Raw genomic sequence first — 13,879 nt, 5'->3', positions numbered from 1 at the left:
CCATGTCCCGTATCCCACATCAATTAACCTTCGGCGTTATTATCGGCAACCGCGGATTCTTCCCCAGCTATCTGGTGGCGGAAGCCCGCGAGCAGGCTGAAGCGCTGTTCTCCCGCCTCGGCATCAATACCGTGATGCTGAAAGATGGCGAAACTTACCTCGGCGGCGTGGAAACCCGCCAGGATGCCAAAGTGTGCGCCGAACTGTTCCGCAAGCACCGCGACCAGATCCACGGCGTGGTGGTACTGCTGCCGAACTTTGGCGATGAAAAAGCGGTAGCGGAAGCCATTCGCCTGTCCGGTCTCAACGTGCCGGTGCTGATCCAGGCGGAAGAAGACAACCTCGATAAAATGGGCCTCGCCACCCGCCGCGACAGCTTCTGCGGAAAGATTTCCTTGTGCAACAACCTGCGCCAGTACGGCATTCCGTTTACCCTGACCACCCAGCACGTCTGCGCGCTGACCAGCGAGGTGTTCGCCAGCGATTTGCAGCGCTTTACCCAAATCTGCCGGGTGGTGAGTTCGATGAAAGGCGTGCGTATCGGGGCCATCGGCGCGCGTCCCGCGAGCTTCAATACCGTGCGCTACAGCGAAAAACTACTGGAGAAAATGGGCGTCGCGGTGGAAACCCTCGATCTGTCGGAGATTTTCACCCGCATCAAACACATCAGCGATGACGACATCCGGGTGCAGGAAAAACGCGGCATCCTGATGGACAACGCCGACGCCAGCGCCATTCCGGCGGACAAACTGGTGACCATGGCGAAACTGTTCGTGGTGATCAGCGAATGGGTGACGGCCAACGATATCGACACCACTGCCATTCAGTGCTGGACGTCATTGCAGGAAAATCTCGGGATTAACGTCTGTTCAATCATGAGCGTGATGTCCGGCCAGTTGATGCCGAGCGCCTGTGAAGTGGATGTGATGGGCGCGCTGTCGATGTACGCCCTGGCGAGCTGCTCGCTGAACCCGGCATCGATTGCCGACTGGAACAACAACTTCGGCGACGATCGCAACAAGTGCGTGCTGTTCCACTGCGGCAACTTCGCCAGCGCCAGCCTGGAATCCCCGGCGATGGGCACCGCCGATATCATCGGCACCACCGTGGGCAAAGAGAACACCTGCGGCGCGGTGCACGGTCGCCTGAAGAGCGGCCCGCTCACCTACTTCCGCCTCTCATCGGATGATTTTACCGGCGAGATCAAAGCCTACGTCGGCGAAGGCCAGTCGGTGGACGACGCGCTGGACACCGTGGGCTGCCGCGCGGTGATCGAAGTGCCGCATCTGGAAAACCTGCTGGCGTGGATCTGCAATAACGGCTTCGAACACCACGTGGCGATGAACCACTCGGCGACCGGCGCGGTGTTGCAGGAGGCATTTAGTAAGTATCTGGGGATTAGCTGTTACTGGCATCGTTGATGTTAAACAACGCTGCAACCGCACACGGCGCAGGGCCGGGTGCGGTTTTTTTTTGAGGTCCGGGTTGAGGGGCGGCGTAAAACGGCACGGCGCCGGGCGGTATTGATATCGCTTCACAGGTCCTGTTAACGTCATGCCCGCGTCACGCATCTGTCGGCTGCCCGCCTGGCAGGCGGTTTTCACCCATCCGGCAACCTGCTCAGGCTAGTTCACCGCAAACGTGGAGAGGGACGCACAACCCGCGCCCCTGCGAGGCGGAGAACGGCTATTCATTTTCCAGCCACTGTATAAAAAATTCGCTGAAGGCCGTCACCTGTAAAGGCTGAAAGCGGCGCTGCGGGTAAACAAACTGCAGGCCGACCTGCCTGCGGTCATGGCGGCTGAAGCCGATGAACTGCTCCGGAAACAGGACCGTCAGTCGGCCCTGCTCCACATCACGTTTGACATCCCACCAGGATTTACTGGCGATGCCCGCGCCCGCCAGTACCCATTGCCGCAACAGTGCGCCGTCGTCACACACCATGGCCGGCGTGACGCGCACCGTGGCCGGTGCATCCTGGCGTTCAAAGCGCCATTCGTTCATCAGCGTGCCGCGCTGCTCCATAACCAGGCAGCGATGCTGATGAAGTTCATCCGGGTGTTGCGGCAGACCGTGGCTTTCCAGATAACGTTTCGAGGCCACCAGAACACGGGAATTGGGGCGAATATACCGGGTCACCAGATTACTGTCCGGCAGGTTACCGAACCGGATGCTCAGTTTGGTCGGGCGCAGGACCTGGCGAAAGGTTACCTGTTCGTCATGGATAACCCGTTTGTTACCGGCGCGGTGGTGGATACTGAGGGTGGCGCCCTGATTAACTGAGGTTGCGGCTCTTTCCGGGGCAAGGGAGGATGAAGCGAAATACGCGGACGGACCCCGCCCCGGTTGACGATGCTGCCCAAACAGGTCGGCAGCATTTTCTCACTCGATAAATAACCCGGAGTGTGGTCGAAACCGGGGCGCCTGACCGGTTCGTGAGCCCCGTTATCGCAGGATGTACCGCTTTGTTTACGGGGTGAATTATCAACGCCACAAAGTGAAATTTTTTTAGCTATTTGTGCTTAAGTGTGATCGCCATCAATATTTGAACACCTGCGCTCCGTATAGTTATTTTACGCTGAAAAATTCACTCAACGAATATATCCGTTCCTCTTCAGCGTTCAGGCTTTGAGCGTGATAAAAGCGCGTCATCCTTGCAGGGAATCTGGTGAGGGTGGAAATAACGCGACATATCGCAATAGCGCACCCTGTTTAAACCGTTGTTCTGACTGGTTGCGGTGATACATCAGATAGCGGTTAACGTGGAATGCTCATGATATTAATAAGTAAGGTTTAATGATGAAAAAGTTATGTATTGTCGGCGTGTTGATTCTGGCGGGTTGCTCTTCTCAGGCGTCCAGAATGCAAGAATGTGAAAATCAGGGGATTAGCCGTGATACTTGCTATATCGCTGAACAAAACAGACAAAGCGCGATTAACGCTGCTGCTGAGAAACAGGCACTGGAGAACGCTGCCAGGCAATACGGTCAAGCCTCGCATAAGCATCTTGATCGGCTTGCGGCTAACGGCTGTACACAAGTTGATGAAGCTAACGGCCTGTGTGACGAAACGCATGCAAAAGCGCAAGCGCCTGTCAGTAGCGCAAAGCCTTTCACAAAGCACGTAGGGGATGTGGAAATTAAGCGTGATCGTTTAGGGCTTGTCAGTATTGATGGTAAACCCGCCGTTGAAATCGAACATGAAATGGGTAATCAATCCTTTGAAGCCGGGATATATATCACGACGATTTACGCTAACGGGAAAGTGGCACTGTTTAAAAATCGCGTATTCGTAGCGAACGCGAAATAGCGATGAATGAGCCGGCTATAAAGCGCAGCGGTAACGACTTACGGCTCCGCGACGTCCGGCACCCTGTTCAGAGTTAATGAAGACTTTACGCCTGATTTAAATTAACAGTGTTTTTATCGGTGGCGGTTATTCATTCTGAGAAATGAAAAAGGGGAGAGTGTAAGTAAATCTACGATGGTTGATGACTGATAGTATTGGGACAGGTTTGTTAATCATCCGGATTACACTCCCCCACTTCTCATGGGGGATTTTTATGTCACAGAAATTAGCGCATACGCTGCATAATAATGGGTGAACCCTTTTCAACCCTTCTTCAGGAAAAGCGGTTTGAATACCCGGCGTATTAAAAACCCGCTTAACGCACAACGCTATTTTTAACATCACGTATCAAATCATCTTGCAGACATTAAAAATACGCTTTTACGCCTGTCCCGATTTCATCAAGCAGCCCAAAGCGGCGGCGGTATTCAGCTCGTTTTTTACTGGCAATATCCTCCAGCGATTTACGTGCTATCTGAAGCGGCAATTGCCAGCAATATGCCGACACCTTTTCTCCGTCGAGAGTACGCCAGAACTCGTCATAACTGGCATGAAAGTGACGTCCTTTACTCAGCCGATAACGAAGGGCGCGGAACACATGCCCTTCATCGCTCACGGCGTGAATGGCGTTGATATGTGTTTGTGAAGCCAGTAATAAAAGAACTTCAATCAGCACACGCTTTGGGAACAAACCGTGACAGGCGCGCGTCGCCTGCTTAATTACCTCCCGTGAAACGTTTCGACGTGGCCCCTGTAATCCGCCGATCACCAGCACCGATTGACCGTTCCTGCATACGACGCTAAAAGTCAGGCTCGCCAGCAGGTTATTTTCATTATCACGGATCCATAATGTACTTTCACCCTCGCGCTCGGCTTTGTGCGCAGAAGAAGCAGTAATGCTATAACTGACGTCATCTCTGACATGAAAGTGAACAAGAGTGTGTTCAGTCGGACTTAATAAGGCCTGTGCCAGAAAAGAGGATTTAAGGCTATCGATCCAGTGATAGTGGTTAACTACAGCCTCTGCACGATCTCTGGCGCTCAGGCCCCGCATCAGGTACTGGCGATGTGTCCTGGCGGGCAGTGTGACTTGTGTAGCCAGCAGGCGGTTAAAATCATCGCGACCGGATAGCGCGTCCAGCATGTGACGGGTTGAAGACCAGAACAGAAGTGAGCGTAAAAGAAATTTCAGACGATAGTCGCGCTTCTGCCAGATGGGCCCCGGGACCCGTTTCCCTCTCACAAGCTCAGAAATGATATTTGTATGATGCGGGTGAAATGCATCGTCCTGCAGGTGTGTATGTGACACGTGAAGCTTCTCCTCTTATTCACCGCCTATTTTACAGGGCGGCTAAAAATGGATTAATACCGTGGAGAGCTTTATTTGCGTTTGGTTTACCTTTTGTTTGGTTTTGTTATACCTTGCCCCGTCATTCATCCTGACCTTCTGCAATTATCGTTCCCTGAGGGAGGCGTGTGGATTAGAGCAAAAAAAAGTGAGCAACGGCGTATATCTGATCCTGCGGTGATGTATACGTCCCCGGGCAGTCTCTGCTATTCAGATAATGCAGCCCCGGCAACCTTATTTTCAGGGATTATTTACAAACAAAACCTTCGTGAGGGATTAATGCTTAGCGAAAAGGACGGAGTGGCTTTTTAAAAAAATCACTGCATTTCTGAAGAGGACTTTCACTGATATTATCTTATTACCCCGGCGCAGAACCGGGACTCATTTAACCTGTCAGCGGCACACTGAGTTGATTATCACGGTGGGTCATCAAAATGAGTGAGTGGTAAAAGACCGGGCGAACAAACCCGGCTCATCATTAGAATGTGTAAGCAATACCGGTCCAGAAGGAAAGAAGCGAGTCTTTTTCTGTCACTGGGCTTTTTTTGACATCATCCGGCAATAAGGTGTAGCGAACCCCCCCGTAGATGTCCCAGTGTTCAGTCAGCGTATCATTCACGCTGATTTCGGCATAAGGTGTGACACTTTCACCTGGCGTATATTTTCGTAACCCACTTCTCCCGGCCTCCCCGGTGCTAACGCCGTAGTAATAGTGATTAAACTTCCGGTCATTCCAGTAAAAACCAAAGCGGGTGCGATACAGGCCGGAATTGAGTCGGTGGAAGGGTGGATTAAGAGCATAAACGTGGGGCCCTGGGGCCCCACGCTGTTTTCATTAATCGTTCTGGAAGAAGTTATTCCGGCAACGCGTAGACCACCACCTGGTCGCCCACCTGATCCTTCAGAATCGTGTTCCCTCCCGCGACGAACGCGACATACTGGCGGCCTTTATACTCATACACCGACGGGTTGGCCACCGCAGGTGCTTCAGCCTGATCTGACCACAACTCTTCGCCGGTCTCTACCGAGTAGGCGCGCACTTTGGCGTCCATTGAGGCACCAATGAAGATCACGCCGCCCGCCGTTACAGCCGGGCCGCCGATGGTGGGTGAACCCCAGCTTTCCGGCATAAAGAAGCCATACTGCTGCGATGCGCCAACAGGACGGCGCCACTTCACGTCTCCCGTATGCATATCCAGCGCCACGATTTCACCAAACGGCGGCTTCCAGCACGGCATACCCAGCCAGTTGTTCGCGACCATCAGGCGCAGGCCGTAAGGCGCGCCCTCCTGGGGCGCAAAGCCGCTCTCGTTGCCAGCGTCTTTATCGGCTTTGTCGTAGTCTTCGCGGCTATAAAGCTTCACGTACTGCACGATATGAGAGGTGTTTACGATAGCGATCTGTTTATGGGGATCAAATGCCACCCCGCCCCACTGCACGCCACCGGCGCTGTCCGGGTAGGTCAGCGCCCCCTCGCCTTTGGTGGTCGGCGGCGTGTACATTCCCTTATACGTCAGGTTATCCCACAGGCGGGAGCACTGGCCTGCGCCGACCATATCGGCCAGCGTCCAGATCTCCGGCTTTTTCGACTGATCGAGCAGCGGCGCAGGCCTGGTCGGGAATGGCTGGGTTGGCGAAAGCACTTCCCCCTGCACCGAACCGTCGCCCTGCGGAACAGGACGCTCTTCAATAGGCCAGACATCCTCCCCCGTCAGGCGGTTAACCACAAACAGGAAGCCCTGTTTGGTGGCCTGAATCAGCGCCGGGATCTGTTTGCCGTTTACGGTGATATCCATCAGCGTTGGGGCGGAGTTAATATCGTAATCCCACACGTCGTGATGCACCCACTGGCGAGACCAGACAACCTTACCGGTGTTGATATCCAGCGCGGTAGTGGATGTACCAAGCGGAATAGGATCTACCCGGTTACCGCCCCAGTAGTTCGGGGACGGGGAGGAGACCGGCAGATAGACCAGGCCATTCGCCTCGTCGGCAGACATATGCGTCCAGACGTTGGCCGTCCCGGTGCGTTTGCGGATGTCAGCGGGGATGGCTTCGAAAGACCATTCACGTTCGCCGGTCTGCGCGTTGATTGAAAAGACGGTGCCCGGAGGCGCTTCAGCATAGGCCCAGTCCTTACCGGCCCAGCCCACAAGCAGATGGTTACCGACCACCGTTGGCGGCTGAAGAATGGACAGCGGATATTTGGCGTTTACCGTGTTCCATTGATTAATATCCAGTACCCCCTTGTCCGCAAAGCCGCTGCACGGCTTGCCTGAATCGGCATCCAGCGCATACAGCCGGCCATCAACGGTGCCCATATAAACGATTTTCTGACAGGCTTCTCCGGCGACCGGTTGTTTTGCCTGCCAGTAAGAGACGCCGCGGTTTTTCAGTACCGGCTGCGTGAGAGCTTTGCGCGAAGATTTCGTGTCATAGTGCCACTTCTCTTTGCCCGTACCCGGATCCAGCGCAATCAGGCGATCGAAAGGCGTGCCTGTATAAATCGTCTCGTTAGCAAAAATCGGCGTCGCGGACCAGACGGTTGCAGGCGTGTCGCCTTTACCATCCGAGACATCGCCGGTATGAAACTCCCAGACTTTTTTCAGTTTGCCAACGTTCTCCGCCGTGATCTGGGTCAGCGGACTGTATTTCTGCGCGTTAAGCTGTCCGTGAAAGCTGTCCCAGGTTGCGGCGGAAGGCACCAGCGGCGTCGCCGGCTGGTCAGCCGACGCGACTTTCTGTCCTTCGCTTTTTCCGGTTGAGGCTTCATCGGTGGTTTTGGTGGTGCCCGGCGCCTGTTGGTCGGCAGCATCCACGTTGAGCGTTTCCTGGGTCCCCTGAGAGGCTTCGGCGGCTTTATCCTGTGCCTGCAGCGAAAGCGGAGCGACCAGCAGCGCCAGCGCTGTCATGCTGACTTTTATTAATGGGTAGTGTTTATCGTTATGCACGGGTGGGGCTCCTCAGGCTCTGACGCGGGGATGGCGGTGAACGGAAGAGCTGCTCAGCATAATCAGACCAATCAGGCCGACCACCATTGCTGCAGTAATGATGTACTGGTGCAGCAGCGCGGCTGCAAAACCAATACCCGCCAGTGCCACAAGGGTGACAATAATCAGGAAGATGCGCGCGCCACGACCGGATGCGGCACGCAGCATAAAGGCCAGTATCGCCAGTACCGCGCAGGCAATGGCAACGCCCAGCGCACCAATAGTACCCGTGACGCCAGTAAGCGGCGTCAGCCAGGCGTATAACGCAATCGCGAAGCCAGTCACCGCAGCCAGCAGCAGCAATAGCGTGCCAGCCCGTGAGGGATGAGAATACAACATACCAGGAAGTCCCCTATCACAAATAAAAATTAACCAGAAAGTCATATGCGCAGGTGAATGCCGCTGTGACTGGCAAGAACACAAGTAAAAAATTCAGGCAGTTAAGAAAACAGCGGCATAGTTCACTACACGTCACTGAGTATAGAAGAAGGTTTTTAAAGGGGTGTTCAAACATGGGTAGGGTCAATGCAGAACGCTTTCAGCATCAAGCCGACGCATCGCTCGGCGTGGAGCATCGGTGTCTGGAAATAAAGCGCTACAGTCTTGTGATAATTTGTCTCGGAATAACGTAGTTTTTATAGCGCGACCCGGTGCTCAAACTCACGGTTCCCATTGATTTGCATACTACGAGGGCTGAAAGGTCCGCCAGATATGTCTTTCAATTCTATCGATATGGTAGTGTTACTCACCTCGTTTTTAATACATCACTATGCTAGTTTGTGAAGTCTATTCCCGTGTTCAGGAGAGCCTATGGGTGTTGAGTTTCACATTACGAGAGCTGAATTTTGGGCAGATAATGATGATGCGCAGATAACTGCTGACGAATGGCTTAACTACATTAATAACGATAATGAATTAAGCAGACATATTATCAACGGCGATTACCACGCCTTGTGGTCAGGTCCCTCATTGTATGAAACGCCATGGCTTGACTGGAGCGCAGGTAATATTTATACCAAATGGCCAGATACCTGCCTGTACAAAAAAATGTTAGAGATTGCCAGACATCTCAATGCCCAGGTAATGGATGATGAGGGTACGATTTACCGTGACGAATCAGAGTGGGAGTACGATCCGTCAATCGATGCTTAACGTCTGCTTCTGTCACAGGGCTGCTGTTGCCGCCCTCACACAGTAGACGTCCGGAGACTCAGATATCTGTAAGGTATTATCCACTTTGCAGCCAGGATACCAGACCGTTCTTTCGCGTTTTTTGTGACCCAACAGTAGCGGGATCACCGAAGATTCTGCGTTTTTATGGCCTGGTTGAAAGATATCGTGAAGAACCGACGCGGGACTGGAATAGAGAGTCAGCGTTACGCAGTTAAGCTAAAGCCTGGCCCCGGCAGCGACACGTTGACGATAACAATCAGCTGGCCCCAGTTTCTCCCCCCGGGATGAGCAAACGTCTAACACGGGCAAAGGCTCGCCGTTCGCCTTATCCAGCAACACAGAGTGTATCTCGCCCTTTTCAAACATATAGCGCTCACCCCACTGCCGCATGGCGACCACAATCGGAAATACGGAACGACCCCTTTCGGTCAGGATGTATTCCTTGTAGGCGCTGCCATCAGAGGCGGGACAGATATCAAACACGCCGATTTCCACCAGATGCCTGAGACGTGCCGCAAGGATATTTTTCGCCAGGCCAAGGTTCTTCTGGAATTCGCTGAATCGCCGCACATCATCAAACGCTTCACGAATGATCATCAGACACCAGCGCTCGCCTATCGATTCTAAGGTCCGGGCAACAGGACATTCACTGGTTCTGAGCGCTTCCTGTTTAGCCATCTCCTCTCTCCTTTTGCACGTTGACAGACAGACGCCAGATTAACCTTCTGGAAAAGAAGTTGCAAAAAAAAACCTTCGCTGATAATTATGGTGGCACAGAGGTTTCAAAAAGCAACCAGAAAGGAACGCAATATGAACATTTCGGCGGGCAGAGCTTGTGCCCTGGGGATCGATACCCTGTCTTCAGGCGCGTCACCGCTATCGCCTCGAATAATCTTTTTATTCTCGCTGACCTGCGCGCTGGCGGTCGCCAATGTTTATTCTGCTCAGCCGTTACTGGAATCGATCGCCGCAAGCATGAATGTGCATCCCGGCGCCACAGGTACGGTGGTTACCGCAACCCAGGCAGGCTACGCCATCGGGTTACTCTTTCTGGTTCCGCTGGGCGATCGGTGCAATCGTAAAACGCTGGTGATTGTCCAGTTGTTGCTCTCGGTAGTGGCGTTAACCGTGGCGGCCTTTGCAGCGAATTTTATAACGCTGCTGGGCGCGATGCTGCTGGTAGGTTTGATGGCGGTGGTGGCGCAACTGATGGTCGCGTGGGCCGCAACGCTGGCGGCCCCTGAGCAGCGCGGTCAGGTTGTAGGCAGCGTGACCAGCGGCATTGTCCTGGGCATATTATCCGCACGCTTTGTATCAGGATCCATCGCCGATTTGGCTGGATGGCGGGCGGTTTATCTCACTGCCGCCTGCCTGCTATTTCTGGTATCTCTGGCACTGGCAAAAGTGATGCCCGCTACCGCTATCACCATACCGCGTACTTCATACCCTTTCCTGGTGCTGTCTGTCTTTCAGCTGTTCATTACTGAACCGCAGTTGCGTAAGCGAGGCATACTGGCTCTGCTGATTTTTGCGGCCTTCAGTATGCTCTGGACCTCAATGGTGATGCCGCTCAGCGCCCTGTCCCTGTCGCACACCCAGATCGGCTTATTTGGCTTAGCGGGGGTAGCCGGTGCGCTGGCGGCTTCCCGGGGCGGGTTGTGGGCTGACGAAGGCCGGGGGCAACGCGCGAGCGGCTCCGCGCTGGCGTTACTGACGCTCTGCTGGCTACCCATTGCCTTTCCCGAAAAATCGTTATTGTTGCTGGCTCTCGGCGCCGTCATGTTGGATTTCGCCGTCCAGACAGTTCACGTCATTAATCAAAGCATGATTATTGCCGCCAGACCCGAGGCTGCAAGCCGTCTCGTCGGGGCGTATATGTGTTTCTATTCGCTGGGAAGCGCGCTGGGCGCGATTGCCGCTACCCAGCTCTATGCGTTTGGTGGATGGCATTGCGTGTGTTATGCCGGTGCGCTGGTCAGTGCCTGCGCTTTTCTGTTCTGGTTGGGATCGCGTCACTCATGAAATTACCTCACTTACTCCTCGCGGTGTTGATTACGGCGATCTGGGGCGTCAACTTTTCCGTGATTAAATTAGGGCTGCACGCGGTCGATCCCTTTATTCTGGCCGGTCTCCGCTTTACGCTGTGCGCCCTGCCGGCGCTACTGTTTATTAAAAAACCGGATGTCCCGTGGCGTTATCTCATCGGTTACGGTCTGGTTTTTGGTATTGGTCTGTGGGGGCTGGTTAATCTGGGTATTAAAACCGGCCTGTCGGCGGGCATTGCCTCGCTGGTGCTTCAGTTCAGCGCGTTTTTCACGCTTATTGCAGGAAGCTGGCTCTTCAAAGAACCTCTCAGCCGCTATCAGTTGGCAGGTTTTGCGCTCGCCGGCGCAGGATTACTGAGCATTTTTTTCATCACCGATGGCTCAGTCACGTTCTCCGGCATGACGCTGGTGCTTGCGGCCGCGATGGCGTGGAGCATAGCTAACATCATGATCAAAAAAACCGGCACAAAACAGGTGTTTGCATTTTTGGTCTGGTCGAGCGCCTTTTCCCCCATCCCGCTTTTCCTGCTGGATTGGCTGGTCAACGGGCCCGGTGGCTATCGTTCGCTCATCAGCCATATGGATGCGCGTGCGCTGTTTTCCATTTTGTTTCAGGTTTACCCTAACACCCTGTTTGGCTATTGGGTGTGGAACTCGCTTATTAAGCGTTATCCTGTTTCCACCGTTGCGCCATTATCCTTGCTGGTGCCGGTATTTGGCATTCTCGGCTCTGTGATGATTTTTGGTGAAACCGTCCCGGCGATGAAGATTGTCGCGCTGACGCTCATTATTACAGGGCTGGCTGTCGGCCTGTATGGTCAGCGGCTACAGCGATATTTTACTCACTAGCGCGGCGGTGACGCAGACAGCCCGTTTTCCGTGGTTCAGAGATTGAAAAACGTCAGCGCTTTGATCTCCGCTTCTGGATTGGCTTGTTTAACCGCTGACAAAAAACCAGAGAAATTGTGATTAAAAATCGTTAAGTTGTTGAAAAACTCAACGTGCTTTTTCTCGCCGTGTTTAAGATAGCTCACCAACCAGTTTCGCCGGTTATTTATTTGAGTATAACCCGGTTTGATTTGAATAATTTCGCTGAGGGGAATTTTAGAGGTCACGTCGTTTTTAACCTCATATAAATACTCGCTGTCATAATAATAAACTTTCTGCGAAGCCCCCCGAAAAATCGAGGGGTTACCAGAAATTTTCTTCATGCCATTGCTTTCTGAAATAATGCGTTTTGGTTGTCGCACCGCCCTGAAAAACAGTCTGAACAGAATGAATAACGCCATCATGGGTAAAGTCACTGACAGGATATTCATTATTTCGCGCATCTTTACCCCCGGTATAAGTGAACAGTAATACTTATTGATGACGATCACTCTGTCAATCGCTGCACCGGCCTCAGCGCAAACCACACTCCTGCTGTCAGCACCAGCAGCATCCCGCTGGCGACGCTCAGCACCGCGCTGTGCGATTCTTTAAACGCCACGTTGGCAGCCCTGGCTACCTGCTCGCCCAGCGCCGGGCTTAGCTGCTGCGCCACCAGCAGCGCCTCGTTGATTGACGCGCTGGCCTGGGCCATTAGCGTGGCGGGCAGTTCCGTCGGCAGGTCAATGGCGCCGCTAAACGAATGGCTTAAAATCATGCCGAAAATGGCAATGCCCATGCCCGCACCCAGCTCATAGGCCATGGTTTCGATCGCCCCCGCCGCCGTGGCTTTTTCCTTCGGTGCCGCAGACATAATTGCAGCGGTAGAGGCCAACAGCGCGGTGGCGGCGCTAAGCCCCAGCAGGATCATCCAGCCCCAGGCCACGGCGCGCTGGTTGGCCATATCGGTCATCGCCAGGCCGTAAAAACTCAGGGCGCTCAGCGCCATGCCGAGCGTCGCCACCTTACGCAAGCCGAAGCGCCCCACCAGCGCCCCCGCCGCCGGGCCGCTAAAGCTACAGGCCAGCATCAGCGGCAGCATAAACATCCCGGCCTCCAGCGGCGTAAAGCCGTGGACAAATTGCAACTCCTGCGCCATCAGCAGTTCGAATCCGACCAGGGTGATCATCGCGGTCAGTGCCATCAGCACGCCGGTTAAAATAATGCGATGGGTAAACAGCGTCAGGTCGATCATCGGCGCGCTTGCCCGCAGCTGGCTGCGGATAAACAGCCCCATCAGCAGCGCGCCGCTGAGTAAGGCCCCGAGCACCAGCGCCAGATTGCTGTTCGCTTTCAGGCTGGTTTTCGCGGCCAGCACCAGCAGCAGGATCGCCGCGATCAGCATCAGGGCCTGGGTTAAATTCAGGGTTTGGGCACGCTGTACCGGCTGGCGCGGGATACACAATGCGGTAAACAGCAGCACCAGCGCGATAATCGGCAGATTAATCAAAAACACCGCGCCCCAGTAGTAGTGCTCAAGCAGAATACCGCCCACCAGCGGGCCGAACGCCGCGCCGCCAGAGCCGACAGCCACCCAAATCCCCAGCGCGATACCGCGCTCGCGCTCGTGATTGAAGGTGCTGCGAATGCCCGCCAGCGTCGCCGGCACGATCATCGCCGCGCCCACCGCCAGCAGCGCCCGCGCGGCAATCAGTTCGCTGGCCTGGGTTGAAAACGCCGCCGCCAGCGACGCCGCGCCAAACAGCGAACTGCCGATCAGCGTCAGGCGCTTGTAGCCGATGCGATCGCCCAGCGCCCCCATCGGCAGCACCATCCCGGCCATCACCAGCGAATAGATATCGATAATCCACAGCAGTTCGTTACCGGACGCCCCCAGCGCCAGGGTTAATGACGGCACCGCCACGTGCAGCACCGTGGCATCAATGGCAACAGGAATATAGATCAGCACCAAAATGGCTAAGGTATACCATCTACGAAACATACGTTTATCACTCTTCACACAAACTTGGACGGTTGTCCAGCATTGCGATTCTACGGAAATTTGAATGCGCGTCCAACTTTTTTGATACACTCGGGATCCGCCACTG

Annotated in this window: 12 protein-coding genes and 1 pseudogene; 5 read left to right on the top strand and 8 right to left on the bottom strand. The window is 54.3% G+C overall.

What is annotated here, in order from left to right; translation table 11 throughout:
- Positions 1-2: 2 nt before the first annotated feature.
- Positions 3-1,421: an L-fucose/L-arabinose isomerase family protein gene (locus GV764_RS10965; RefSeq protein ID WP_161660186.1), complete on the top strand. Its 1,419-nt coding sequence runs from the start codon at positions 3-5 to the stop codon at positions 1,419-1,421.
- Between the two features lie 265 nt (positions 1,422-1,686).
- Here the strand turns inward: GV764_RS10965 and GV764_RS10960 are convergent.
- Positions 1,687-2,178, bottom strand: a pseudogene (locus tag GV764_RS10960) (substrate binding domain-containing protein); the annotation flags it as partial.
- Between the two features lie 621 nt (positions 2,179-2,799).
- Here GV764_RS10960 and GV764_RS10955 point away from each other — a divergent pair.
- The gene (locus tag GV764_RS10955) at positions 2,800-3,309 is read left to right on the top strand and encodes a hypothetical protein (protein ID WP_161660185.1); all 510 of its coding nucleotides are present in this window, start codon (positions 2,800-2,802) and stop codon (positions 3,307-3,309) included.
- Positions 3,310-3,715: 406 nt separating this feature from the next.
- Here the strand turns inward: GV764_RS10955 and GV764_RS10950 are convergent, their stop codons facing one another.
- From GV764_RS10950 to GV764_RS10935, 4 genes are all read right to left on the bottom strand, one after another.
- Positions 3,716-4,657, bottom strand: a complete 942-nt coding sequence (locus tag GV764_RS10950) for a VirK/YbjX family protein (protein ID WP_161660184.1) — start codon at positions 4,655-4,657, stop codon at positions 3,716-3,718.
- Positions 4,658-5,174: 517 nt separating this feature from the next.
- On the bottom strand, positions 5,175-5,459 hold the full coding sequence (locus GV764_RS22405; protein WP_161660221.1) for a MipA/OmpV family protein: 285 nt from the start codon (positions 5,457-5,459) through the stop codon (positions 5,175-5,177).
- A 91-nt stretch (positions 5,460-5,550) separates the two neighbouring features.
- The gene (locus GV764_RS10940) at positions 5,551-7,647 is read right to left on the bottom strand and encodes a pyrroloquinoline quinone-dependent dehydrogenase (RefSeq protein ID WP_161660183.1); all 2,097 of its coding nucleotides are present in this window, start codon (positions 7,645-7,647) and stop codon (positions 5,551-5,553) included.
- Between the two features lie 12 nt (positions 7,648-7,659).
- A complete protein-coding gene (locus GV764_RS10935) occupies positions 7,660-8,025 on the bottom strand; it encodes a hypothetical protein (protein WP_161660182.1) in 366 nt (121 codons plus the stop codon).
- 471 nt (positions 8,026-8,496) lie between these two features.
- Between GV764_RS10935 and GV764_RS10930 the strand changes: the two genes are divergently transcribed.
- Entirely contained in the window at positions 8,497-8,838 is a 342-nt protein-coding gene (locus tag GV764_RS10930; protein WP_161660181.1) for a hypothetical protein, read from the top strand.
- Between the two features lie 237 nt (positions 8,839-9,075).
- On the opposite strand, the gene GV764_RS10925 is transcribed toward GV764_RS10930, so the two are convergent.
- Entirely contained in the window at positions 9,076-9,537 is a 462-nt protein-coding gene (locus tag GV764_RS10925) for a winged helix-turn-helix transcriptional regulator (RefSeq protein ID WP_161660180.1), read from the bottom strand.
- Positions 9,538-9,669: 132 nt separating this feature from the next.
- On the opposite strand from GV764_RS10925, the gene GV764_RS10920 reads away from it, so the two are divergent.
- Both GV764_RS10920 and GV764_RS10915 read left to right on the top strand, forming a co-directional pair.
- Positions 9,670-10,881: an MFS transporter gene (locus GV764_RS10920; RefSeq protein ID WP_161660179.1), complete on the top strand. Its 1,212-nt coding sequence runs from the start codon at positions 9,670-9,672 to the stop codon at positions 10,879-10,881.
- A complete protein-coding gene (locus tag GV764_RS10915) occupies positions 10,878-11,753 on the top strand; it encodes an EamA family transporter (protein ID WP_161660178.1) in 876 nt (291 codons plus the stop codon). Before GV764_RS10920 ends, GV764_RS10915 begins: the two co-directional genes overlap by 4 nt.
- Positions 11,754-11,788: 35 nt before the next feature.
- Here GV764_RS10915 and GV764_RS10910 read toward each other — a convergent pair whose 3' ends face one another.
- Together GV764_RS10910 and GV764_RS10905 are read right to left on the bottom strand one after the other, a co-directional pair.
- Positions 11,789-12,235 (bottom strand): hypothetical protein, encoded by a 447-nt coding sequence (locus GV764_RS10910; protein WP_161660177.1) that lies wholly within the window; start codon positions 12,233-12,235, stop codon positions 11,789-11,791.
- A 44-nt stretch (positions 12,236-12,279) separates the two neighbouring features.
- Positions 12,280-13,773, bottom strand: a complete 1,494-nt coding sequence (locus tag GV764_RS10905; RefSeq protein ID WP_161660176.1) for a SmvA family efflux MFS transporter — start codon at positions 13,771-13,773, stop codon at positions 12,280-12,282.
- Positions 13,774-13,879 lie beyond the last annotated feature (106 nt).

This window comes from Atlantibacter hermannii, assembly GCF_009907385.1.
Taxonomy (GTDB): Bacteria; Pseudomonadota; Gammaproteobacteria; order Enterobacterales; family Enterobacteriaceae; genus Atlantibacter; species Atlantibacter hermannii_A.
This window is presented reverse-complemented; position numbering and strand designations above follow the sequence as displayed.